Source organism: Granulosicoccus sp. 3-233 (assembly GCF_052681095.1).
The window spans coordinates 309967-334970 of record NZ_JBQYLE010000007.1 but is presented as its reverse complement, the minus strand read 5'-3'; the positions used below and the strand labels follow the sequence as shown (position 1 = coordinate 334970).

Annotated in this window: 15 protein-coding genes; 5 read left to right on the top strand and 10 right to left on the bottom strand. The window is 57.5% G+C overall.

What is annotated here, in order from left to right; genetic code table 11:
* Nucleotides 1-35: 35 nt before the first annotated feature.
* The 3 genes from atpD (at nt 36) to ACUNV4_RS19280 (ending at nt 3140) form a co-directional block, all read left to right on the top strand.
* A complete protein-coding gene (atpD, locus tag ACUNV4_RS19290) occupies nt 36-1418 on the top strand; it encodes a F0F1 ATP synthase subunit beta (RefSeq protein WP_430880236.1) in 1383 nt (460 codons plus the stop codon).
* A 2-nt stretch (nt 1419-1420) separates the two neighbouring features.
* Nucleotides 1421-1840, top strand: a complete 420-nt coding sequence (locus ACUNV4_RS19285) for a F0F1 ATP synthase subunit epsilon (protein ID WP_430880235.1) — start codon at nt 1421-1423, stop codon at nt 1838-1840.
* A gap of 127 nt (nt 1841-1967) precedes the next feature.
* Nucleotides 1968-3140: an aminotransferase class V-fold PLP-dependent enzyme gene (locus tag ACUNV4_RS19280; protein WP_430880234.1), complete on the top strand. Its 1173-nt coding sequence runs from the start codon at nt 1968-1970 to the stop codon at nt 3138-3140.
* A 179-nt stretch (nt 3141-3319) separates the two neighbouring features.
* Here ACUNV4_RS19280 and cueR read toward each other — a convergent pair whose 3' ends face one another.
* Nucleotides 3320-3709, bottom strand: coding sequence for a Cu(I)-responsive transcriptional regulator (gene cueR, locus ACUNV4_RS19275; protein WP_430880233.1), 390 nt, complete (start codon nt 3707-3709; stop codon nt 3320-3322).
* The gene (locus ACUNV4_RS19270; RefSeq protein WP_430880232.1) at nt 3706-6162 is read right to left on the bottom strand and encodes a heavy metal translocating P-type ATPase; all 2457 of its coding nucleotides are present in this window, start codon (nt 6160-6162) and stop codon (nt 3706-3708) included. Before ACUNV4_RS19270 ends, cueR begins: the two co-directional genes overlap by 4 nt.
* A gap of 345 nt (nt 6163-6507) precedes the next feature.
* Here ACUNV4_RS19270 and ACUNV4_RS19265 point away from each other — a divergent pair, with 345 nt between their 5' ends.
* Complete coding sequence (locus ACUNV4_RS19265) at nt 6508-7008, top strand: DUF4150 domain-containing protein (protein ID WP_430880231.1); 501 nt, start codon at nt 6508-6510, stop codon at nt 7006-7008.
* Between the two features lie 8 nt (nt 7009-7016).
* Here the strand turns inward: ACUNV4_RS19265 and ACUNV4_RS19260 are convergent, their stop codons facing one another.
* Together ACUNV4_RS19260 and ACUNV4_RS19255 are read right to left on the bottom strand one after the other, a co-directional pair.
* A complete protein-coding gene (locus ACUNV4_RS19260; RefSeq protein ID WP_430880230.1) occupies nt 7017-7703 on the bottom strand; it encodes a cupin domain-containing protein in 687 nt (228 codons plus the stop codon).
* A 91-nt stretch (nt 7704-7794) separates the two neighbouring features.
* Nucleotides 7795-17187, bottom strand: a complete 9393-nt coding sequence (locus tag ACUNV4_RS19255) for an OmpA family protein (protein ID WP_430880229.1) — start codon at nt 17185-17187, stop codon at nt 7795-7797.
* A 611-nt stretch (nt 17188-17798) separates the two neighbouring features.
* Between ACUNV4_RS19255 and ACUNV4_RS19250 the strand changes: the two genes are divergently transcribed.
* A complete protein-coding gene (locus ACUNV4_RS19250) occupies nt 17799-17999 on the top strand; it encodes a CsbD family protein (protein WP_430880228.1) in 201 nt (66 codons plus the stop codon).
* 120 nt (nt 18000-18119) lie between these two features.
* Here the strand turns inward: ACUNV4_RS19250 and ACUNV4_RS19245 are convergent, their stop codons facing one another.
* The 6 genes from ACUNV4_RS19245 to ACUNV4_RS19220 form a co-directional block, all read right to left on the bottom strand.
* Nucleotides 18120-19142 carry a hypothetical protein gene (locus tag ACUNV4_RS19245; protein WP_430880227.1) on the bottom strand — a complete coding sequence of 341 codons (1023 nt, stop codon included), beginning with the start codon at nt 19140-19142 and terminating at the stop codon, nt 18120-18122.
* A complete protein-coding gene (locus ACUNV4_RS19240; RefSeq protein ID WP_430880226.1) occupies nt 19139-20251 on the bottom strand; it encodes a DUF2169 family type VI secretion system accessory protein in 1113 nt (370 codons plus the stop codon). The genes ACUNV4_RS19245 and ACUNV4_RS19240 overlap by 4 nt, the downstream gene beginning before the upstream one ends.
* Nucleotide 20252: 1 nt before the next feature.
* Nucleotides 20253-21512 (bottom strand): TIGR02270 family protein, encoded by a 1260-nt coding sequence (locus tag ACUNV4_RS19235; RefSeq protein ID WP_430880225.1) that lies wholly within the window; start codon nt 21510-21512, stop codon nt 20253-20255.
* Nucleotides 21513-21528: 16 nt separating this feature from the next.
* The gene (locus tag ACUNV4_RS19230; protein WP_430880224.1) at nt 21529-22122 is read right to left on the bottom strand and encodes a DUF6484 domain-containing protein; all 594 of its coding nucleotides are present in this window, start codon (nt 22120-22122) and stop codon (nt 21529-21531) included.
* A gap of 321 nt (nt 22123-22443) precedes the next feature.
* Entirely contained in the window at nt 22444-23856 is a 1413-nt protein-coding gene (gene guaD / locus ACUNV4_RS19225; RefSeq protein WP_430880223.1) for a guanine deaminase, read from the bottom strand.
* A 26-nt stretch (nt 23857-23882) separates the two neighbouring features.
* Nucleotides 23883-24968: a BMP family ABC transporter substrate-binding protein gene (locus tag ACUNV4_RS19220; protein ID WP_430880222.1), complete on the bottom strand. Its 1086-nt coding sequence runs from the start codon at nt 24966-24968 to the stop codon at nt 23883-23885.
* Nucleotides 24969-25004 lie beyond the last annotated feature (36 nt).

Sequence of the window (25004 nt, the reverse complement as noted above, 5' to 3'; positions counted from 1 at the left end):
TCCGACTACAGAATAAATTACAGGCGGAAACAAGCATGAGTACAGGAAAAGTAGTGGAGATCATCGGCGCGGTCATCGACGTCGAATTTCCGCGTAATGCCGTACCGAAGATCTACGATGCACTGACCGTTGCCAACAACGAAACGGTTCTTGAAGTGCAAGGTCAGCTGGGCGACGGTATTGTGCGAACCATCGCAATGGGTACCTCTGACGGACTCAAGCGTGGCTTGGAAGTCAGCAACACGGGTGCTCCCATTTCGGTTCCGGTCGGTGAGGCGACACTGGGTCGAATCATGAACGTTCTGGGACAGCCCATTGATGAAGCGGGTCCGATTGCCACCGAAGAGCGCATGCCGATCCACAGAGAGCCACCTACCTATGCAGAACAGTCAGGTTCTACCGAACTGCTGGAAACCGGCATCAAGGTAATCGATCTGCTTTGCCCGTTCGCCAAGGGCGGTAAGGTTGGTCTGTTTGGTGGTGCCGGTGTAGGCAAGACCGTCAACATGATGGAACTGATTCGTAACATCGCTGCCGAGCACTCCGGATTCTCGGTCTTCGCAGGTGTTGGTGAGCGAACTCGTGAAGGTAACGACTTCTATCACGAAATGAAGGATTCCAACGTACTGGACAAGGTATCCCTGGTATACGGTCAGATGAACGAGCCACCGGGCAACCGTCTGCGAGTTGCCTTGACAGGTCTGACCATGGCGGAATTCTTCCGTGACGAAGGTCGTGACGTTCTGATGTTCATCGACAACATCTACCGTTACACACTGGCCGGAACCGAAGTATCGGCACTGCTGGGTCGTATGCCTTCTGCGGTAGGTTATCAGCCAACACTTGCTCAGGAAATGGGTGCTCTTCAGGAACGTATCACCTCTACCAAGACTGGTTCCATCACGTCCATCCAGGCGGTATACGTACCGGCGGATGACTTGACCGACCCCTCTCCAGCAACCACTTTTGCTCACCTGGATGCAACGGTTGTACTGTCTCGAAACATCGCCGAGCTGGGTATCTACCCTGCGGTGGATCCACTGGATTCCACATCTCGTCAGCTGGATCCTCTGGTTGTTGGTGAAGAACACTACAACTGTGCTCGTGGTGTTCAGAACACGCTGCAGCGATACAAGGAACTGCGTGACATCATCGCGATCCTGGGAATGGATGAATTGTCCGAGGAAGACAAGCAGGTCGTATCCCGTGCCCGTAAGGTGCAGCGTTACCTGTCTCAGCCATTCTTCGTGGCAGAAGTATTCACCGGTTCACCTGGCAAGTACGTTTCACTGAAAGACACCATTCGTGCGTTCAACGGCATCGTTGCCGGTGAGTACGACCATTTGCCAGAGCAGGCTTTCTACATGCAGGGCACGATCGAAGAAGTGCTTGAGAAGCATAATAAAGAGGCCGCGTAATCATGGCCTCCTCTCTCAGAGTCGAGATCGTCAGCGCCGAGAACGAGATCTGGAGTGGCGAGGCCTCGATGGTCAGCGCTTCTGCCCAGATGGGTGAGGTTGGTATTGCGCCTGGCCACGCACCGTTCATCACCCGCATCAAGCCGGGTGAGGTTCGGGTAAAGCCTCTGGACAACAGTGAAGAGCTGGATATCTACGTATCCGGTGGCATTCTGGAAGTCCAGCCGCATATCGTCACCATCATGGCCGATACCGCTTTGCGTGTCGAAGAACTCGATGAAGCCTCTGCGCAGAAAGCCAAGGACGAAGCCGAAGCGGCTCTGGCCGGCGGAACGCCTGGCGAGATCGATTTCAAGGCCGTACAGGCGCAGCTGGCAGAAGCCTCTGCTCAGTTGCAGTTGATCAAGAAACTGCGTCGCTAGTTCTCGACTGCAGACAGCAAGAAGAAGCCCGGAGCCTGCGAAGGTGTCCGGGCTTTTTTTTGCCCGGTATTCGACACGTCGAAAAGGGAAGTTTTACCAGGAAACCATCAACGGAACGAACAAGCACATGGACATCGACCAGATACGATCACAGTTCCCCGGCACCTCCTCGGTGACTCACCTGATTGCCTCGGGAGCCGGTCTGATGCCATTGCCTGTGACGGCAGCGATGTCAGCGCATCTGGAACTGGAACAACGCCTGGGTGGGTACGAAGCGCATGCGGCGAGAGCAGATGAGCTGGATGCCGTTTATGCAGATGTGGCATCTCTGCTGAATGCCCAACCAGAGGAGATCGCACTGCTGGAAAATGCGACTGCAGCCTGGTGCCAGGCGTTCTATGCATTGCCTTTGAAGGCTGGCGACAGGATTCTGACCTGTGAGGCTGAGTATGCCGCGAATTACGTGGCCTTTCTGCAGAGGAAGAAGCGCGATGGCATCGTGATCGATGTCATCCCCGGTACTGCCAGCGGTGAACTGGATGTGCAGGCACTGGAGCAGATGATCGACGAACGAGTGAAACTGATTGCGATCACCTGGATACCCACCAATGGTGGATTGGTCAATCCGGCAGAAGCGGTGGGCAGGGTAGCCAGTGAACGAGGTATTCCCTATCTGCTGGATGCCTGTCAGGCCATTGGCCAGATGCCGGTGGATGTGCAGGCATTGCGTTGTGACTTTCTTTCGGCAACCGGGCGAAAGTTTCTGTGCGGACCACGGGGCACAGGCTTTCTGTACATCAGAAAACCATGGGTGAGCCGATTGGAGCCGGCCATGATCGACCATTTTGCTGCACCCTGGGTTGCCAGCGATCGCTATGAATTGCGTGAGGATGCGAGACGTTTCGAAAATTGGGAAAATTCCTATGCCCTCAGGGCCGGTCTGGGTGCGGCCATTCGTCACGCCATGTCGGTAGGTCTGGAACGTATACAGGAACGTGCCTGGGAGCTGGCGGATTACGCCAGAACCCGAATTGCAGATATCCCTGGTGCCACGGTCCATGATCTCGGGCAACGCCACTGTGCAATCGTCAGCTTCACCATCAACGGCCTGGACCCTGCCGAGACGGTGCAGTCACTGCGTGTTCAGCACATCAATATCGGTGCCTCGCAGCCATCCAGCACCCGTCTGGATGCGGAATCGCGAAACCTTCCGGCGCTGCTGCGAGTGGCGCCTCATTACTACAACACGTCTGACGAGATCGATGTACTGATTCAGGCCTTGAACACACTCAGGGACTGACCGTCTCGTATCAGCTGCAAACGGTGCCTGACAGGCACCGGTGCCAACTTGCTTGATCTTGCGCCTAAAGCCTGTCGGTAAAGCTCATGCCCTCGTGAGTCAAGGTGCTGGTCCGCTCGAACTTTAGCAATCAGTCTATCGACGAACATCATTGCCCGACCCGTGCCGCGACCATTCTCTCAATCGCGAGCGGCCAGTTCATTGATGATCGGGCAATCCGGACGATCATCGCCCTGGCAGGTGTTCATCAGATGATCCAGCGTATCGCGCATCTCGCACAGATCGGCGATTTTCGATTCGATCACGGCCAGATGCTCCGCTGCAATACGCTTGACGTCACCACTGGCACGCGACTGATCTTCCCAGAGGCCCAACAGCGCACGACAATGCTCGATGGTAAAGCCGAGCGCTCTGGCACGGCTAAGAAACCCCAGCTTGTGGACATCTGCATCCGAGAAGTCTCGATAGCCGTTGTCGTCGCGTCTGGGGGCGATCAGCCGGATGTCTTCATAGTAGCGAATGGTCTTGGCCGGCAGACCGGATTGCGCTGCTGCTTTACCGATATTCATGCGTAGGTCTCCGTGTGCTCAGGTTTGATCCAGCGCAGCCGCAGGGCGTTGCTCAGGACGAATACGCTGGACAGGGCCATGGCCAGTGCTGCCAGCATCGGTGACAAGGTCATGCCATTGAGAGGGTAGAGTGCCCCGGCGGCTACCGGTATCAGCAGTACGTTGTAGCCGAAGGCCCACAGCAGGTTCTGCCGAATGTTCTTCATGGTGCGTTGACTGGTTTCCAACGCATTGACGACGCCCAGAAGATCGCCGGACATCAACACCACGTCCGCACTTTCAATCGCCACATCAGTACCGGTACCGATGGCGATACCAACGTCGGCTGCAGCCAGTGCCGGTGCATCGTTGATGCCATCACCAACAAATGCAACAGTGGCACCACTGGCGGACAGCTTCCTGATGGCATCGACCTTGCCATCGGGCATGACTTGCGCTACGACATCATCAATACCCGACTCACGAGCGATATGGTCTGCGGTGGCCTGATTATCACCGGTGATCATGACGACCTTGAGTCCCAGGGCATGCAATGCCCTGATGGCCGCCGGACTGCTCGGTTTGATCGGGTCGGCAACGGCCAGTAACGCTGCCAGCTTGCCATCGATAGCCACATACAAAGGTGTTTTACCCATTTCTGCAAATCGTTGGACGTCATCGGGTGATGAGCCCAGGGAAATGTCATTCGCGCTCATGAGCCTGTGTGTTCCCACCAGAATCTGCTGGCCTGAGACAGTGGCGAAAACACCCATGCCGGTGTGTGATACGAAGTCGGTGACGGCTGGAAACGTCAGTTCACGTGTGCGGGCTGCCTGCACGATGGCTCTTGCTATCGGGTGCTCCGAGTTGTCCTCGACCGCTGCCACCATGGCAAGAAGCTCATCCTCGTTCATGTCATTGACGACTTGCAGATCCGTGAGTCGAGGCTGACCCTGGGTCACGGTGCCTGTCTTGTCCAGAGCGATGACGCTGACATTTTCCAGCGTCTGCAAGGCGCTGCCCTGCCGAAACAGGACACCGATTTCAGCCGCTCGACCGGTGGCCACCATGATGGACGTGGGTACTGCCAGGCCCATGGCACAAGGGCAGGCGATGATCAATACCGAGACTCCGGCGATCAGTGCTCGTGTCAGTGTCGGTTCGGGGCCGACGACGAGCCAGACAAGCATGGTCAGAACGGCTATCACCAGTACAGCAGGTACGAACCACGCTGTCACCCGATTGACCAGATCCTGTACCGGCAGCCTGGCACCCTGGGCCTGTTCCACCATGCGGATGATCTGGGACAGCATGGTGTCGGCGCCGACTCTTTCGGCCCGCATCTGCAGGGCTCCGGTACCATTGATCGTGCCGCCTACCAGCTCGTCCCCGACAGACTTGTCCACCGGTACCGGTTCGCCGGTAATCATGCTCTCGTCGATATAACTGTGGCCCCGAATCAGCTGGCCATCGGTCGGTATCTTTTCACCAGGCCGGATATGGATGAGATCGCCGGATCTGATGTCGTCAATATCGATCTCGGTCACCTCGCCGTCGCGCTCCACCCGTGCGGATCTGGCCTGCAAGCCGATCAGGGATCGGATGGCCTCACCGGTTCGACCCTTGGCGCGAGCTTCCAGATAACGGCCGAGAAGGATCAGCGTCACAATGACCGCAGCCGCCTCGAAATACACCGCACGCGATTCTTCAGGCAATAACGACGGCAGGAAGGTGGCTACCGTTGAATATCCCCAGGCCGCGAGGCTGCCGATGGCGACCAGGCTGTTCATGTCGGGTGTACCCTTGAACAACGCCGGCAGGCCTCTGCGATAGAAGGTTTGTCCGGGCCAGGCCATGACGATTGAACTGAGACAGAACTGTAGTATCCAGCTGGTCTGCAGCCCTATCGAACGCTCTATCCATACCGACACGCCGGGGAAGAGATGACCACCCATTTCCATCAGAAACACGGGCAGCGTGAGTAATGCGGCAATCAGTGTCATCTGACGGAGCTGATGCGCCTCGATCTCCTTGTGCGCGGCCTGGTCCGACTGTTCTGCCACGGCAAAACTCGCCGGATAGCCCATGGCTGTGGGTATGGCAGCGATATCCTGTGGTGTGATGGTGCCGTTGAGGAATGTGATACTGGCCGATTCCGTGGCCAGATTGACGCTGGCATCGAGAACGCCGGCTTGGTCCAGCAGAGCCTTTTCGACTCGACCCACACAGGAGGCGCAGCTCATGTCACGAATGTTCAGCACCCGTGTCTCCTGCCTTGCCGGATAACCAGCACCTTCCAGCGCCTGGAGGATGTCCTCGATCCGTGCATGTCCGACAATGGTGGCACGCTCGCTACTCAGGTTGACAGTTGCCGTGTCCACCCCGACTACGGCCTGCAGGGCCTTTTCCACCCGACCGACGCAGGAGGCGCAATTCATCCCCTTGATGTTGATGGAATACTGTCTGGCAGCCATCACGCTGATTTCCCCGTTGCGCCACTGACTGCATCATGGGTGTTCCAGTGGATGGAAGGTCAAGGGCTGTGTGGAAAAGACTTGCGAAAAGTGTCGTTACCCCTCGGACATGCCGGCTGGCGGCAACAAGCGGCAACAAGCGGCAACAAGCAGCAATCAGCGGTAAAAAGCGGCCTCGGTTGGCCTCGGGCGGCCTCGGGCGGCGTCAAGTTGTAACAAGCGGTGCTGGCCGGTTTGCGGATCAAGTGGGGAATATGTGATGATCATTTCGAAAAGCAGGATGTCAGCGAATAGTCAGAGCGGCTAAGCGGAAGGATACTGCTGCCAGCGGCAGGGGGTGTAGGGATGACGATAAGGGTCTACGCGAATGGCAGATTGATCGCCTGCAAGAAAGCCGCAGGCAAGCTCATCTGTGCCTTCCCTGATGTGTGCTTCACTCCCCCTGAACAGATACCGGCCACGCCGCCCGGTGTGCCAGTGCCTTATCCGAACACAACGAAAGCATCGAGTACTGCCAGAGGCAGCAAGACGGTCAAGATCGGCGGCAAGGAAATCATGCTGAAGAATCAGTCATTCTTCAGGCAATCGACAGGGGACGAAGCCGGTGTCGCCAGCCGGAAAGGATTGCTCAGCGGTACCAATCGGGGCAGGGCCCACTTTGCCATGTGGTCGATGAATGTCAGGATTGAAGGCCGTAACGTGGTCAGACATATGGATCTGACAACCAGCAATCACAGGGCGAGTGTGCCGGGCAATACACCGCCCTTGCCCTATCTGGATCTGTCGGATCACGAAGGCCGGCAACCGGAAGACCTGGACGGCAGTCCCGGCCACCACGATCAATGACGATGGGCTCAGGGCAGTCGCGCCTTTTCCTGCTCGGTGAAGCGCAGGTGCCCGGTCTTTACCCAGACTCGTGCGCCGGTCGGCCCGGCTATGGCCTGAATGTCGGAGCCGACCGGCAGGCGTAACCAGGAGAGCGTCTCGACCTTGTCATCGCCGTCGCTGAAGTGGCCGTCGAGCACCAGCAGTTCGGCTCCGCCGCTGGTATCCAGGCTCACCATGGCACCGGCTTGCCATTGTTCCAGCCGTACGGTTTCACGATCATCCTGAAACAGCGTGTTGAACTGCACGCCTTGCCGGGAATTGTCGGGTTCCAGCGGGGCTGTGTTCATGTCGATGGCGACCGATTGCCGATCCTGCAAATCGAATTGCCAGAGCTTGACAAAAATGGTGCAGCCCTTGTCTGACCGGGGCGTATGGCTCGACTGCGGCGGATTGCGAACGTAATGGCCTGCGGGAAAGTCCCCATGTTCATCCTGAAAGACTCCTTCAAGCACGATGAATTCCTCGCCTCCCGTGTGTACATGGGATGAGAAATGGCTCTCCGGCGCGTAGCTGACGATGGTCGTCGCACGGGCAACCTCGTTGCCAACCCGGTCCAGAACACGGCGACGAACACCTTTCATGGGGGAGTCCTGCCAGTCCAGCTGGGGTGTATGCAACAGTGAACGTTGCGAGAAATCGGCATTGATTTCCATGAAGGAGGGCTCCTGTGGCGTTCGACGGATGATCCGTTTAATGTTGGCGCTGGTGGCCTTGCATTCAAGACAGCCGACCTGATTCGATTGGCTATTGTGCTATCTGGAGTTCGACTCGCCGATTGATGGCACGACCTTCCTTCGTTGCGTTCGAGGTCACGGGCTGACTTTCTCCAAGTGCCACGGTTTTCAATCGCGAACCTTTCACGCCAGCGGCAACCAGATAGTCAGCGACGGCTTCTGCACGTTGTTTGGATAGCTGCAGATTGAACGCGGCAGCGCCCTGACTGTCCGTGTGTGCCGATATGACGTACCGTCTGCTCGGATTCTCTTTCATCTGCAAGGCCACCTTGTCCAGGATATAGCGTGATGTCTGACGCAACGACGCCGAGCCCGAGTGGAACGTGACGCCATGCAGGGTTTCTACCGGTTGCTCACAGACGCCCCTGTCTTCATGGTATGTCATGCCCTTGTCCAGACAGGCCATCTCGAGGTCACGGACTTCGTCGTTGGCGGTTGCGTCTGCTACTGTCTCTGCAGCTTTCGCCAGTACCGGTTCCTCGGCATTGGTCTGTTGCACTACCGCAGCGGTTCCTTGATCGGGTTGTTTGCCAAAACGTCTCAACAGGCTGAGTTGAACAGCGTGCGCATCCGCATCGAAACCGACGGCCTCCAGTCGTATGGCAAGTTGGTGTTTGACTGAATACTCCAGGCCTGCGCCGTAGAGGATATGGTTGGATTCCATCTGTCTGTAATCGATATCGCCGCTCGAGCTGTTTTTCAGTACGCCGAAGCCGAGCCGGCCATAGGCTGTCAACCCTCGACGATCGGGTCGCTGACGGCTCTTGCCGACATGCACCAGAGCACTGGCACCGAATACTCGATAATCGATCTTCGCGCCATTGTCGAAACCGGCTGCCCCCAGATTGCTGAAATGCATTTCCAGGGAAAGCCATTTGCTCAGATCAGCCCCGACGAACAGTTGTACTCCGATATCGGAGGTGTCATTGGTATCGTTGTCGAGCAGATCACGGGTATCCGGTTCCAGCTGACTGAAACCGAAACCGACGCCGGCATGAAATCGACGACGGAAGGGGTGCTCGGCCGCCGCTTCGCCAGCAGCATCGCCGTCAATGTCGGCACCATCACCATCACCATCACCATCACCATCACCATCACTGGCATCGGCATCGGCATCGGCATCGGCATCGGCATCGGCATCGGCATCGGCATCGGCATCGGTATCGGTATCGGCATTGGAGCCGGTGTTGATCGCCTGAACTTTGCGCTGTTTCTCGCTGGTTGAGGGCGTTGTGTCATCGACCGTGGTCGTGTCTGGCGAGTCGGATACGATCGGATCATCGAGCTCGCCACTCTGGGCAAGGGCCGGATGCAGAGCGGAATCAAGGGTGGCCAGCCCAGCGCTCACGGACAATGCCAGTATGGGCAGGGCCATGCGTCGACGACACCGATACATCAGGGCAGCGATGATCAGAATCAGGAATACCGGATCCTTCGCCGAGGAGCGCGTCGTTATCGAGCAGCCACTACCCTCGATGCCGGTTCGCGCGAACCCGGTGGGGTTGGCCTCCTGAAAGTCGGGAATTCCATCACCGTCGGTATCAGGCAACTGTGAGACGGCCCGATCGCTGAAGGAATCGGCAAAACCGTCACCATCCACGTCCGGATCGCGTTGATCGATGATGCCATCGCCGTCGAAGTCCAGTGCACCGGTAACGAAATCGATATCGGCACTGTCATCGATACCGTCTCCATCGGCATCATGACCGCCGGTGGAATCAACATCGACCAGGTCGGGTATGCCATCTCGATCACTATCAGCCATGGCGTCAACGATTCCATCCCCGTTCTCATCGGTGCCACCGGCCTCGACCAGATCCAGCGTGCCATCGCCATCGGAATCCAGGTCGAGATAATCGGGCATGCCATCGCGGTCATTGTCTGACGCTGTTACCGGAAATCGCTTGATGACATCGTCCAGGCCATCGCCGTCACTGTCGATGAAATCATCCACCATGCCATCGCCGTTAGCGTCCGCAGTTGTACCCTGAGATTCCACCAGGTCGCTGAGACTGTCGTTGTCGCTGTCCAGATCCAGATAGTCGGGAACGATGTCATCATCAAAATCAATGGGTGAATCCGTCACGGCTCTGGTAGTCAGACGATTGATCATGGGTGATCCCTCGTTACCTGCATCATCGAAGCTGTCTGCCAGCGGCGTGGAACCCAGAGATTCCGTTTCATCGGTAAGGCCGTCATTGTCACTATCCAGATCGATGTAGTTGGCCAGACCATCCCTGTCCTTGTCGGCAGGAGTGGCCGGGTTCGCACCGGCTTCAGCTCTGTCGGAGATGCCGTCACCGTCCGAATCAAGGTCCTTGTAGTTGGCAAAGCCATCCCCGTCGGTGTCGATGGCACCTTCAATGGCATCAGGAATCGTATCGTTGTCGGTATCATCGTCCAGATAATCCGCGATGCCATCGCCGTCCGTATCGGAGTCGGATTCCAGTACATCAGGAATACCATCGCCGTCCGAGTCCAGCGTGCATCCGTCTTGTGAATCACCGAAGTCGCAGGCTGATTGTTCTTGCGGGTCGAGCTCGTCGACAACTCCATCGCCATCCTCATCCTCGGTTGAAGACTCCAGGTAGTCGGGGATGCCGTCCAGGTCAGAGTCGGCGTCGAATGATTCATCCACGTCGGGTGTGCCATCGTTGTCCGAGTCGATCGTGCATCCCATCCCGAAAGAGGAAGGGGTGCAAGGATCATTGTCGTCGACATCGTTCTGATCAGTGAGCCCGTCACCGTCGGCGTCAGCCGAGGATGACTCTACGTAATCCGGCTTGCCATCCGTGTCGAAGTCGTCGTCCAGCAGGATGCCGTTGCTGTTGGCATCTTCCGCCGCTGTCGGGTCGCCATCGCCATCATCATCATCATCACGCCAGTCAGCGCCATCGCGAGAATCCCGGTCCGGCAAGGCGGCATTGCTACCGAAGGCATTGCCGGTGGCCGGAGCCACGACGGTGTCGTAGTTGTCATTCAGGCCATCATTGTCCGCGTCGGCATTGTTGGCTGCCGGCAGTGTATCGGCCACCCCGTCGCCGTTGGCGTCATGGGCTTCCACGGCATCGGGTACACCGTCATTATCGCTGTCGGTATCCAGATAGTCCGGTTGGTCGGCATTGTCGGTATTGGGTAAGGTCGGTTCCGTGCCACCGTTGTCAGTGTCATAGGCGTCATCGAGTCCGTCATTGTCCGTATCACGGTTCAGTGGCAAAACAAAGGCGACATCGCTCTGGGCTTCAATCAGATCGGTGATGCCATCATTGTCGCTGTCGATATCCAGATGGTCGGGTATGGAGTCGCCGTCGCTGTCCAGATTGCCGACCGATCCATTGGTTTCGACCACATCTGGAATACCATCGCCGTCACTGTCGCTGTCCAGATAGTCGAGGGTGCCATCACCATCCGTATCCGTCGACTCACCTTCAACGCTGTCAGGAATGCCATTGGCATTGGTATCGACTGTACAGCCTGTGCCGAATGTTGACGGTGTGCAGGCATCACTGTCATCAGCATCTCTCTGGTCGACAGTGCCATCACCGTCTGCATCGGCAGTGTCGGACTCCAGGTAGTCTGCTGTACCATCTTTGTCGCTGTCGGCTGAATCGGTTTCTGCACTGTCGGGCGTGCCGTCACTGTCGGTATCGGTGGTGCAGCCGGTGGCGAAGGTCGAGGGTGCGCAGACGTCGTTGTTGGCCGCATCGTTCTGATCCGTGACGCCATCGTTGTCGGCATCGGCGCTGGCAGACTCCTGATAGTCCGGTGTGCCATCGTTGTCGGTGTCTGCGGTTTCGGTCTCGATGCTATCGGGCGTGCCATCGCCATCGGTGTCGGTATTGCAGCCGTTACCGAATGTTGAAGGTGCACAGGCATTGCTGTCATCCGCGTCTGCCTGATCAACAGTGCCATCGCCATCGGTATCGACAAGGGAGGACTCGATGTAATCGGGCTTGCCATCGGCATCGGCATCATCGTCCAGCGGATTACCGTTACCGTTGCCATCTTCGGCGGCGGTCAGGGTGCCGTCGTTGTCATCGTCATTGTCACGCCAGTCTCCGTCGCCCTGGGCATCCCGGTCCGGCAGGGCGGCATTGCTGCCAAAGGCATTGCCGTTGGCCGGAGCCACGACGGTGTCGTAGTTGTCATTCAGGCCATCATTGTCCGCGTCGGCATTGTTGGCTGCCGGCAGTGTATCGGCCACCCCGTCGCCGTTGGCGTCATGGGCTTCCACGGCATCGGGTACACCGTCATTATCGCTGTCGGTATCCAGATAGTCCGGTTGGTCGGCATTGTCCGAGTTCGGAAGCGCCGGTTCCGTGCCACCGTTGTCAGTGTCGTAGGCGTCATCGAGTCCGTCATTGTCCGTATCACTGTTCAACGGCAGAACAAGGGCGACATCGCTCTGTGCTTCAAGCAGGTCGGTGATGCCATCGTTGTCGCTGTCGATATCCAGATGGTCAGGTATGAAGTCGCCGTCGCTGTCCAGTATGCCGCCGGAACCATTGGCTTCGACAATATCGCGGATACCATCGCCGTCACTGTCGCTGTCCAGATAATCGGCCAGGGCATCACCATCGCTGTTGCTCAGCTCGCCTTCGACACTGTCCGGGATGCCATCAGCATCACTGTCTGTGGTGCAGCCGGTACCGAACTGCGAAGGCAGGCAGGCATTGCTGTCATTGGCATCGTTCTGATCGGCCGTGCCATCACCGTCAGCATCTTCGGTGGAGGACTCCAGGTAGTCGGCCGTGCCGTCGCCATCACCGTCGGCATTTTCAGTCTCGACACTATCGGGCGTGCCGTCATTGTCCGTATCGGTCGTGCAACCCGTGCCGAAGGTGGAAGGGACGCAGGCATCGCTGTCGTCGGCATCGTTCTGATCGACTGTGCCATCACCGTCTGCATCAGCGGTATCGGACTCCAGATAATCGGCGGTGCCATCATTGTCGCTGTCGGCGGTTTCAGTCTCGACGCTGTCGGGTGTACCGTCGCTATCGGTGTCGTTGGTGCAACCGGTACCGAACTGCGAGGGCAGGCAGGCATTGCTGTCGTTAGCATCGTTTTGATCAGGAATGCCATCACCGTCTGCATCGGCGCTGGAAGACTCCAGGTAGTCAGCCGTGCCATCGTTGTCACTGTCGGCGTTCTCGGTCTCGACACTGTCAGGTGTACCGTCGTTATCCGTGTCGGTGGTGCAACCTGTACCGAATTGTGAGGGCAGACAGACATTGCTGTCGTCACCATCGTTCTGGTCAACTGTGCCATCACCGTCTGCATCATCGTCGGAAGACTCCAGATAATCGGCGGTGCCATCATTGTCGCTGTCTGCAGTTTCAGTCTCTACGCTGTCCGGTGTACCGTCACTATCGGTATCGGTGGTGCAGCCGGTACCGAACTGCGAGGGCAGGCAGGCATTGCTGTCATTGGCATCGTTCTGATCAGGAATGCCATCACCGTCTGCATCGGCGCTGGAAGACTCCAGGTAGTCAGCCGTGCCGTCGCCATCACTGTCGGCGTTCTCGGTCTCGACACTGTCAGGTGTGCCGTCGCTATCCGTGTCGGTGGTGCAACCGGAGCCGAACTGTGAGGGCAGGCAGGCATCACTGTCGTTGGCATCGTTCTGATCGTTCGTACCGTCGCCGTCTGCATCCGCCGTGGAGGATTCCAGATAGTCGGGTTTACCGTCGTTGTCGCTGTCGGCACCGACAGTTTCCAGGTGATCGGGTAGACCGTCGTTATCGCTATCCTCCGTGCAGCCGGCACCAAAAGTACTGGGTACACAGGCATTGGCATCATCGGGATCGATCTGATCCGGGGCGCCATCGATATCGTTATCGGTCAGCAGAGATTCCTGGTAATCCGGCGTACCGTCATTGTCCGTGTCAGCGGTTTCGGTCTCGACACTGTCGGGCGTGCCGTCACTGTCGGTATCGGTGGTGCAGCCGGTGGCGAAGGTCGAGGGAATGCAGACGTCGTTGTTGGCCGCATCGTTCTGATCCGTGACGCCATCGTTGTCGGCATCGGCGCTGGCAGACTCCTGATAGTCCGGCGTGCCGTCGTTGTCCGTGTCAGCCGTTTCGGTCTCGATGCTATCGGGTGTGCCATCGCCATCGGTGTCGGTGCTGCAACCGTTACCGAACTGGGACGGCAGACAGGTATCCGTGTCATTGCCATCATTCTGATCCACCGTACCATCACCATCGGTATCGGCAATGGAGGACTCGATGTAATCCGGCTTGCCATCGGCATCGGCATCATCGTCCAGCGGATTACCGTTACCGTTGCCATCTTCGGCGGCGGTCAGGGTGCCGTCGTTGTCATCGTCATTGTCACGCCAGTCTCCGTCGCCCTGGGCATCCCGGTCCGGCAGGGCGGCATTGCTGCCAAAGGCATTGCCGTTGGCCGGAGCCACGACGGTGTCGTAGTTGTCATTCAGGCCATCATTGTCCGCATCGGCATTGTTGGCTGCCGGCAGTGTATCGGCCACCCCGTCGCCGTTGGCGTCATGGGCTTCCACGGCATCGGGTACACCGTCATTATCGCTGTCGGTATCCAGATAGTCCGGTTGGTCGGTATTGTCCGAGTTCGGAAGCGCCGGTTCGGTGCCTCCGTTGTCGGTATCGAAGGCATCATCCAGACCGTCATTGTCGGTATCACTGTCGAGCGGTGTCGTGAAGTTCGCGATACTCTGCCCTTCGACGCTATCGGTGATGCCATCATTGTCGGCATCGATATCCAGATGATCGGGTACGGAGTCGGCATCGCTGTCCAGAATACCTGCTGAACCCTGGGTCTCGGCCAGGTCGGTAATGCCATCGCCGTCACTGTCGCTGTCCAGGTAATCGGCCAGGGCATCACCATCGCTGTTGGTCAGTTCGCCTTCGACACTGTCCGGGATGCCATCAGCATCGCTGTCTGTGGTGCAGCCGGTACCGAACTGCGAAGGCAGGCAGGCATCACTGTCATTGGCATCGTTTTGATCGCTCGTTCCGTCGCCGTCAGCATCTGCGGTGGAGGACTCCAGGTAGTCGGCGGTGCCGTCACTGTCGCTATCAGTAGTTTCGGTCTCGACGCTATCGGGTGTGCCGTCATTATCAGTATCGGTGGTGCAACCGGTGCCGAACTGCGAAGGCAGGCAGGCATCACTGTCGTTGGCATCGTTTTGATTGCTCGTTCCGTCGCCGTCAGCATCTTCTGACGAGGACTCCAGGTAGTCGGCAGTGCCGTCATTGTCACTGTCGGCGTTTTCGGTCTCGACGCTATCGGGTGTACCGTCGCTATCGGTGTCGGTAGCGCAGCCGGTGCCGAATTGTGAGGGCAGGCAGGCATCACTGTCGTTGGCATCGTTCTGATCGCTGGTACCGTCGCCGTCTGCATCAGCGCTGGAAGACTCCAAGTAGTCGGCGGTGCCATCGTTGTCACTGTCAGCGTTTTCAGTCTCGACGCTATCGGGTGTTCCGTCGCTATCCGTATCGGTGGTGCAACCTGTACCGAAGGGTGAGGGCAGACAGACATTGCTGTCGTCACCATCGTTCTGGTCAACTGTGCCATCACCGTCTGCATCATCGTCGGAAGACTCCAGATAATCGGCGGTGCCGTCATTGTCGCTGTCGGCGGTTTCGGTCTCGACGCTGTCGGGTGTACCATCACTATCGGTATCGGTGGTGCAGCCGGTACCGAACTGCGAGGGCAGGCAGGCGTTGCCGTCATTGGCATCGTTCTGATCGCTCGTACCGTCGCCGTCCGCGTCTTCTGACGAGGACTCCAGGTAGTCGGCCGTGCCGTCGCCATCACTGTCGGCGTTCTCGGTCTCGACACTGTCAGGTGTACCGTCGCTATCCGTGTCGGTGGTGCAACCGGTGCCGAACTGCGAAGGCAGGCAGGCATCACTGTCGTTGGCATCGCTCTGATCGTTCGTACCGTCGCCGTCTGCGTCCGCCGTGGAGGATTCCAGATAGTCGGCGGTGCCATCGTTATCACTGTCGGCGGTTTCAGTCTCGACGCTATCGGGTGTACCGTCGTCGTCCGTGTCGGTGGTGCAACCCGTGGCGAAGGTGGAGGGAACGCAGACGTCGGTGTCATCGCCATCGTTCTGATCCACGCTGCCATCACTATCGACATCGGTGCTGGATGATTCCAGGTAGTCCGGTTTGCCGTCGTTGTCGGAATCGTCGTCGATCGGGCTGCCATTGTTGTTGGCATCCTCGGCCAGGGTCAGCGTCGCATCATTATCGTCATCGGTGTCACGCCAATCCAGCGCATCCAGACCGTCGCGGTTGGGAAACAGCGTATTGGCACCGGTTGCGTTTCCGGACGCCGGAGCCGCAATGGTGTCATAGTTGTCGTTCAATCCGTCCGAGTCCGCATCGGCATCATTGGCGGCAGGCAGAATCTCTGCGATACCATCACCATTGGCATCGAAGGCCTCGATCGAGTCAGGCACGCCATCGTTGTCACTATCGGTATCCAGGTAATCTGGCGCACCTGACGCATCCGTATCCACAGGTGTCAGGGGCGTGCCACCGTTGTCAGCATCATAGCTATCGTCTATGCCGTCCTGATCGGTATCGATTCCAGCGGGTGCTGTATAGGCTGCCGTTGTCTGCGCCTCCCTGTTGTCGACAATGCCGTCGTTGTCCGAATCGATATCATCGCTGTTGAAGATCGAATCCGAGTCGCTATCCGAATTGCAGTTGGTTCCCAGCTCGAGAAACAGGTTGCCGAAGCTCATGACTCCGGGTGTCAGAAAACTGTTCTGCTCATTGAACAGGTACAGCCTCAAGGTGTAGTTGATGCCGGGTTCAAGACGATAGGGGCTGAATGATCGTTCCTGGCTCGACCCCAGATTCAGATCGATGGAACCCGCAAGGTAACCATCATCGAACAGCAGGGTGGAAGAGGTGAATCCATCAGCGGAGATTTCTGCTGCAATCTCGTAGTCGGCCGCGACGACACTGCCGAGCAAGGACGAAATGAGGTTGGTGCCGCTTCCCAACAGATAAGTGGGGGTGTTGACGTTGATACCGACTTCAACGTATTCGTCGTTGGCTTTCGCGCTGACCAAGGTGCTTGAACCGCCCCCGAGAAGCAGATATTCGGTCAGACTGCTCAGCTCCTGAAATCCTGGTCCGAAGGAAATGTCGGCGGCAGCCGTGATCGAACTGCCAATGGATGCCTCAATGCTGGCGCTGCCCAGCAATGCGCCCAACAGAGAATCGTAAACCCAGTCCAGGTTGCCGAAGGCTGTACAGGCGATCTCGTCTTCATCCAGAATGCCGTCGTCATCGTCATCCAGATCGCGGCTGCTGTCTATACCGTCCCCATCGGGATCCGCTGCCATGACCTGCGCAGGCATGTGCAGAGTGAACAATACAACTGCAAACCAAAGCAGAATCTTCAAACCGAATCCTGGGCGTGAAAATCCTTTGCGGGACAGCTTCGAATTGGTATGAATCGTAGTGTCTTCTGTCGACTTCATCGGATTTATTTCGGGCCAATCGCTCATGGGTTTGCCAGGACGATTCACCTTTCTCATGTGCCAGCAGATCGTCATATTCCTGTCGGGGCCAAGGTTGTCTTGCATGTCAAACTGGAAACCGTTTGCCTCCTGCCAGCTGATCAGCTCGCTTGCTACCGGTTTCGTCACACGTACGCAGTGCGCGAGATGCTCCCGTCCTGGATCGTCCCGTCAGCTCCCTGCCCGAAGATCCGAATCGTCGGCTCTGGGCATGAAGTCTCGATGTGATTCAGCAATGCGTATGCCTTTGCCGAACAGGTTAGGAAATAACCTGTTTCAGATATAACCTCGAATGAGCAACAGCCCACAGGGTTGTCGGGTTCATCGTCTGGCCGAGGTTCTGTGAACAGTCGTCCTGACAATATTGCCAGTTGGAGAGTTGCAGCATTTACACTGCCGACTGGCAGAAATTTCAGCCGCCATGCGGTGCCGTTTTACCCGGTAATAATGTTCCCTGTCCGAACTGGACTGAAACCAGAGTAAGGAGAATTCGTATGAATTGGGACCAAGTAAAAGGTAACTGGAAGCAGTTCAAAGGCAACGTTCAAGCCCAATGGGGTGAGTTGACCAATGATGATCTTGATCAGATCGACGGTAACCGTGAAGTGCTCGAAGGTAAGATTCAGGAGCGTTACGGTAAATCGAAGGAAGAGGCGAGGGAAGAAGTGGACCGCCTGATGAAAGAAGAAGCCTGATCAAGGCTGCGTACGAAACTGGCATGCCGGTTGTAGTCGAGTATCGACTCACTGGCCTGCCGGTCGGTTGCCAACGGCAGTGCTGATAGTCGGCACTGCCGTTCACAACCGTGATCGAGCTTACTCACTGCCGAGTATAATGGCAGCTCTCCTGCCGTCATCGTTCGCCAGGTGCACGAGTACCTGCGGGAGTCTGGGTGGCTGTATTAGAAAGATGTATTGCTGGTAGGCCAGGATGATGAGCCCCAGTGCAGCGCCGGTATCACCGGTGTATTCCGCAGGGTGAAGCAGATCGAAGTCATCGCGAACTACTCGTAGTGTTCTGGACAGGGCCAGCGAGGCTTCACGAAAGTAGTAATGCTCCCCAGACAGATCGGTGATGCGATAGGCCAGATCCTGCATGGGTATCTGCGCCTCTTGTAGAGCGCCGCGTATTGCCGTGGCCAGACCATCAGCGCGACAGGGCTTGTCCGAGAGAATGGGTGCAGGTTCCATGGAGAAGCCCAGGCCGAGACAATGCATGGATGTTGTTGTTGCAGAGGTACGCTTCACGATGAGTGCTGCACCCGCTTCGCCGGGAATCAGACCGTCCGAATTTTTGTGGGTCAGCAGTCGGTCGTGCTCCTCCAGATGGGAAAGACTCTCCGAATTACACAAGGTGTCGGCAGAGGCAATCAGCACATGCTGGATTGACGCATCATTGTCGAGTAACTGGCGGGCGTTTCGCAGAGCCATTGCCACCGCGACATGTCCCTGATCGAGTATTCGCGAGTGTGGTGAAAATTGCCTGCCCAGCCGGTCTTGAATGCTGACCAGGAAATCGTCATCGTTCTCGATCGGGCGACCGGGTCTCTCCCGCTGGGGCAGGCAGAGAATCAGCGGGGTCGACTGGACGTGGATGGTGGTATCCGTGTCCAGACACTCCTGCAATGCCGCCGCCGCAAGCCAGATCAGGCGCTGCTCTCCCTGGATATCACCAACAAGCGTGGCCAGACTGGCTCTGATGGCCTGGCCGGAGGAGTCGGTATACGGTGTCTCCTGTATGTTGTCCAGATGACAGCGGATAGCCGCACAGGTTGATGGACTATCGTTGCCCAGTGAGGTGACCAGACCGGATCCTGTGATCGCGACGTAGGCACTCATGGCTTGTCGCTCAACGGTTTCCCGGCGACCGTCTGATCTGATGGATGCGACTTCTCGAACATCGGTGTTACCCGGCAGGGGTTTCGGCCTGCACTGGCAGTACCTATCCTCACCTCGGGCACTTCGAACAGATTTCTCCGCAGCGGCAGCCGTGTGCGCCAGACCAGTGAAAAACGCTGTTCATCCGGCTCGATGACCAGGGTGTCGATGACCGCCTTGACCAGCAAGCGCTGCGATTTTCTCCGGAAAAAGCAGACCGGGACTTCCAGCACTGGCACAGTGAACTCGCAGTGCCCCTGAGGCGTCAGGTTCGTCAGCCTGACAATTTCGCCGCCGACCAGGTAATCGCATTGCTGGTCCTCCAGAGTGCTCTGGTAGAAGCGGGTATCGAAGTCCTGTGGCAGGAACGGAAATCGTTCATCCATCCAGTCATCGTCGTAGGTACCGGCGTAGTCGATTCTGGGGCTCCAGCCACGAGCAATGGGACCCAGGGACATGGGGCGGTAGACGCCGTTGGGATGCAGGACCGGTATGCCGGGTTCCTCAGTCGAGGGAGCCGGACTACCATCCACAAGAGTTGCATCGATGCTCTTGTGAAAACCGATGCCGATTGGGTTGGCAAGATAGCTACCGTGCATTCGGACATCCTCATGGGCGCTGTCAGTACCACCAAAGGCGATGTCATAGGTAATTGCCCGTACTTCGAAGGTTTCTGGCTGACTGATGCTGAAGCCGCTGGCATTCGCGACCCAGTGGCGATCTCCGAGAACATGCAAGCGTTTGCTGATCTGGCCGAGCTCGAGTCGGGCAGCCACGCATTCGCTGGCCTTGCCTGCAGGCGCGTAGGCGGAACCGACGACGGTCACATCACATCGGGATTTGAATGGGGCGTAGTCGGCTTCATAAAGAGGTGAGGAGAATCCGGGTTGTTCGAGAAACCGGTCGGATTCCAGCAGTGGCAACTGCTGCTCCAGCAACGTGGCCGCCTTGCCCATCGTGGCGGGAATGGAAAAGCTGCCCTTGATGGCCACGACCAGGGATTCCTGTCCGTTGGGTGCCATGCTCTGGGTACAACCGGCAAGCAGTGGTGTGTGATTGATGAGCTGCATGTCAGCAATAGTCCATGGCTGTCATGAAATGTCTCTGCCTGCTGGTCGGTAGGCAGGTATTGCAATAGGGCTTACCGGGTTGCCGGCTCTTCATCAGATCGGCAGCAACGCTGCGCTGCCTTTGCAGTCCCTGCTGCAACACGTGTTGCAGTAATTCAGCTGTGCGCTGATAGCCGCATAGCAGGGGCATGTCTGCGCTTGTGTCACGAACGGCGGACAGACACCAGTCAGCGAGACGATCCGAATCCGGCCAGGGAAGATTTTCATCTTCATCCAGACGCACGTTGTCATCTGTCGGATCGTCGTTGAGTAACGATGTCGCCATGCCCACTTCGTCGTCACGATCGAGATCATGTTCTGACAGTCTGGCACCGGTGATCATGCTGATGGATTCACCGGCGAGACGTGCCAGCTGGGGATTGATGCACGCTTGCAGTAGTCGGTCCAGGTTGCCGGGATCGCCCAACAGTCCGAGTCCCCGGATGACATCACGTTGACGATCACCCAGGGTGTCGAGCTGCTGTAGCAGCTTGCGCGATCGCTCGGGCTCGGCTCCCAGCATGACCAATCGCACGGCATCCGACGCCTGTTCTGTCTCACTCAGGGCCAGTGACTCGAGAAGATCATATCCCCTGCCGTGCTCCCCCTGAGACACAAGGGCGCGGGCCAGCTGCAGACATTCTCGCGGTTCGTGACTTGCCTGCGCGGGCAGATCGTTCCGTAGACGCTGGTCGGGCAGGTCGGCCACGGCGCGCAGTGCAGCGGTTCTGACCCGCGTATCCTCGTGCGACAGCCCTGAGCGGACAAGGTGGTCGGGGACTTGCCGATGAGCCAGGCCGACGGACAGGCGCAATAACAGACTTGTCGGCCCGGGCTGCTCCGCCAGATTGTCGAGGATGGGTTTTGTCGCCTGGTCAGCCATCCAGGTCAGCGCCAGGCTCAATTCATACCTTGTCTGTTCCGATTCCTGACAGGCAGCTACCTGGTCCATGAAGGCGCAGGGTTTGTCCGTACACAGGGCTTGCATGGCTGAGACGAATACGGCGCCTTCGTCACCGGCATCATGCATTTCCCGAATGAACGGCGTAGCCGCATCGCCGGCAAGTGTCAGACCATCGAGGTTTGCATCAATGCTGTTTTCCAGCAAGCACAGGTCATTGAAGTCGTAATGTGGCTCGCTCAGGGCTCGTTGCCATTGCCACAGCAGAGCGCAGGCATTCTCGGCATGCTGGTAAACGATATTGTCGATGATGCGGGTCATGATTCGCAATGGGTGATCAGTTGATCTGCACCGAGCCGCCCTTGATCCGGTTGGCCCCCGACGACTTGCTGCTGATATAGGCACCGCGAATGATCACCTTGCCGGCGCGGGTCAGAGTAATGCTGGATTTTCCACATCGCAGCACAATCTGTTCGCGGGCTTGCAATTCGATCTTGCGGCCATCGATGATCAGCTCACTGTCTGGCGATGAAATCGTGTCCTGCAGAACAATGGATGAATCACCGGATTCCTCGACAGCGTCTTCCGAGGAGCGAGTGTCTGGCTCCTCGAGGGCGTCTGCAGATGCAGAATGTTGCAAAACACCCATGACGATGGGACGATCGATATCCCCATTCTCGAATTGCAGGGCGACTTCTTTTCCGACGATACTGGTTGAGAGCTGAATGATCGATCGAGCTGCCACAGGTGGGGAAAGACTCCCGGGGTAACTGACTTGTGGCAGACCCTCGTTGTTCAACTTCAACAGTTTTCCGACGAGCAGGCCATGAATCGATTGCCGGGGAACAGCCATTCCCGACTCGGCGCTGTCACTGCGCTTATCGCCTGAACTGGCCGAGTCGCGCTTATCCTTGTCCTCAGCATTTGTCATGAACTGGCTCCCTTGACATCAATGACACTCATATAACCACAGTCAGGCCATCAGAGACAGTGCATCGTACCCCCGACTGAAGGCTAGTGATCGCGTCTGTTGCCGGTAATCCTTACATTTTTTCTCCTGCCCCTTCGGAGTCTGTCGTGCACGTACAACCGGTCTGACCAGTTCAGGCTCAGCGCTTTGCTCGAAGTAGCGGTAAACATTTGTGACACAATTTCGCTGATCAGGCGCTGTCGACAAGGCACACCTTGCATGTATTCGTCAGATCCTGGCCGTATGATCGAACACCAATGCGTCATGCCGCCGATGCATCAATCAGGATCTGGCGAAGCCGTCGCCGGAACCGGCGGCTACGCAATGACCTGCCACCCATACCTGTTGCATATTGCAAGGCTGTGCATTGTGGATGATACAGCCGAGTAGATCCTCCCAACTGGCAGCATGCTGGAATTCATCCAGTCGGTTATCCGGATTGTCCAGATCCAGCAGCAGAGCATCGAACTGCCTGCCAACCTGGAAAGAGCCTGTCGGATTGTCCAGCACCTCTGCGCCGCCGGCAGTTGCCAGATGAAAGGCTTCCAGAAAATCGATACGGCTTGCGCTGCTTCCGCGCTCAGTGGTGGGCAGACGAGTATCCACGCCGCTTTCCAGCAGACGCGAGACCGCTACCGCATGCTGGCAACTGTCGAACATGGATGCGCTGTGACCGCCGGCAATGTCCGTACCCAGACCGACACGCAGGGACTTCTGCAGGGCTCTGCGCAGGGGAAAGACACTGTTCGCGAAGTAGCTGTTGGACAGGGGGCAGTGGGCAATGCCACCGCCAGCCTCATGGATCAGGGCCATGTCGTGGTCGCTGATGAAATTCGAATGTGCCAGTACCGTATGCCGAGTCAACAGGCCGAAGTCGGCGAGGGCCTGTGTGTCGCTCTTGCCCAGTCGTTGCAGGACATGATCGTGTTCCCAGTCACTCTCCGAGCAGTGTGTCTGGACATGACAGTGAGTGTCCGACGCCAGTTCACCAAGCCCTGTCAGCAGCTCATTGGTGCAACTGGGAATGAAGCGGGGTGTGATGACCGGCTTGACCAGTGCAGACCGATTGTTGTCGAGTCCTCGTATCGCACGGATACTGCGTTCACTGGCGGCGATGGCCGCTCGTGCATCGGCGTCGCGGTAATAATCCGGGCATTGGCCGGCGTGGTCCATGGCCACACGGCCCACATGGGCTCGCTGCCCCAGTTCCAGGCAGGTCGAGGCGAGCAGTTCGGTCGCTTCTTCGTGCAGCGTGGCAAAGTACATGGCCGTGGTGGTGCCGTTGGCCAGCAAGGTGCTCACCAGAGAGGCATAGACCTGACGGGCGAAGTCGAGGTCACTGTAGCGAGCCTCCAGCGGAAAGGTGTAGCGTTCGAGCCAGTCTTGTAGTGGCAGGTGAAGTGCCATTCCCAGTTGAGGCCACTGCGGCGCGTGAACATGCAGATCTGTCAGGCCGGGAATCATCAGCTGACGCGGTGTCATCTGCTGCAGGCTGCCGTTCTGCCGAACCATCTGCAGTGTCTGCTGATAGTTGTCTGCAGTGGGGGAGAGGATCGATGCGATGGTACCGTTCTGATCCACCCCGATCAAAGTCTCTTCCAGAACATCGAGACTGTCCATGCACGGCATGTGCATGAACAGTCCTCGATACCAGCTGACAATCGGTGATTCCGAGTGTGTCGTGGAATGTCTCATTCGACCGTCTCTGGTGGTGTATGCCCTTACTGCGGCAATCTGGTTTCGATGCCCTGCACCAGCCAGCTGATACCCAGCAAGTCCGCATCGCTGAGCGTGTCGCCTGCGGCCACGATTTCCTTGCCATCCTGTCCCACGACAGGGCCGGCGAACGGCTGGAATTCACCGGCGGTGATGGCCGCTATTCTCTCGTCCAGTGCTGCGCGCTGTTCTTCACTGAGGTCGTCACTGATGGATTCGACGCTGACGGCATTGTCGGCCATGCCACCCCAGAACGAGGAGCCGGTGAAACTGTCATCCATGGAGGCCTGTACCTGTTCGATGAAGTAGTCGCCCCAGGAGACCTTCATGGAAGCCAGCAGGTACTTTGGTGCGTAGGCTTTCATGTCGGAGCTGGTGTTGACCACGTACACCTCTTCTTCCTCGGCTACGGTTACAACCGAGGGGGTGTCCTGATAGATGGAAAAGATCACATCGGACTGCTGTGCGATCAGTGAGCGCGCTGACTCCTGTGCCTTGCTGGGGTCGAACCAGGAGTTCAGCCAGACGATCTTGACGCTGATATCGGGATTGACTTCCTGGGCGCCGAGTGTGAAGGCGTTGATGATGCCGATGACCTCGGGAATGGCGTAAGAGGCGACCATGCCGATGACTCCCGACTGTGTGACGTAACCGGCTGCCATCCCTGACACATAGGCACTCTCGTGGTTGCGCGTCAGGAAGTTGCCCATGTTCTCGAGAGTCTTGTAGCCGCTGGCATGGATGAAGTCGATGTCCGGGTAGCGTTTCGCCGTTTTCAGACCGTCGTTCATGTAGCCGAATGAGCCCAGCATCATCATGTTCACACCTTGTGCGGCCAGTTGATTCATGATGCGTGCGGCATCGGGTCCATCCGGAATGTTCTCGACGATGATGCTCTCCACCTTGTCGCCGAAGTGCTCTTCCACGGCTCGGCGACCTTCATCGAGTTCGTGGGCCCAGCCGACGTCGGCAGCCGGTGAGGGGTAGATATAACCGATACGGAAGGTCTCCTGAGCCTGTGCGGTTCCCAGGGTCAGTGTTGCCGCCAATGCCAGGGCGGCGTTACGCAAGGGTCGTGTCTGGAATTTCATGATCATGGTCTACCTGTCAGTGAAGGAAAAAGAAGC

Coding starts and splice junctions, on each gene's coding strand:
- ACUNV4_RS19245 (WP_430880227.1), bottom strand. CDS start 19,142: ATGAGTGCCTACGTCGCGATCACAGGATCCGGTCTGGTCACCTCACTG.
- atpD (WP_430880236.1), top strand. CDS start 36: ATGAGTACAGGAAAAGTAGTGGAGATCATCGGCGCGGTCATCGACGTC.
- ACUNV4_RS19285 (WP_430880235.1), top strand. CDS start 1,421: ATGGCCTCCTCTCTCAGAGTCGAGATCGTCAGCGCCGAGAACGAGATC.
- ACUNV4_RS19265 (WP_430880231.1), top strand. CDS start 6,508: ATGACGATAAGGGTCTACGCGAATGGCAGATTGATCGCCTGCAAGAAA.
- ACUNV4_RS19240 (WP_430880226.1), bottom strand. CDS start 20,251: ATGCAGCTCATCAATCACACACCACTGCTTGCCGGTTGTACCCAGAGC.
- ACUNV4_RS19230 (WP_430880224.1), bottom strand. CDS start 22,122: ATGACAAATGCTGAGGACAAGGATAAGCGCGACTCGGCCAGTTCAGGC.
- ACUNV4_RS19250 (WP_430880228.1), top strand. CDS start 17,799: ATGAATTGGGACCAAGTAAAAGGTAACTGGAAGCAGTTCAAAGGCAAC.
- guaD (WP_430880223.1), bottom strand. CDS start 23,856: ATGAGACATTCCACGACACACTCGGAATCACCGATTGTCAGCTGGTAT.
- ACUNV4_RS19260 (WP_430880230.1), bottom strand. CDS start 7,703: ATGGAAATCAATGCCGATTTCTCGCAACGTTCACTGTTGCATACACCC.
- ACUNV4_RS19220 (WP_430880222.1), bottom strand. CDS start 24,968: ATGAAATTCCAGACACGACCCTTGCGTAACGCCGCCCTGGCATTGGCG.
- cueR (WP_430880233.1), bottom strand. CDS start 3,709: ATGAATATCGGTAAAGCAGCAGCGCAATCCGGTCTGCCGGCCAAGACC.
- ACUNV4_RS19235 (WP_430880225.1), bottom strand. CDS start 21,512: ATGACCCGCATCATCGACAATATCGTTTACCAGCATGCCGAGAATGCC.
- ACUNV4_RS19270 (WP_430880232.1), bottom strand. CDS start 6,162: ATGGCTGCCAGACAGTATTCCATCAACATCAAGGGGATGAATTGCGCC.
- ACUNV4_RS19280 (WP_430880234.1), top strand. CDS start 1,968: ATGGACATCGACCAGATACGATCACAGTTCCCCGGCACCTCCTCGGTG.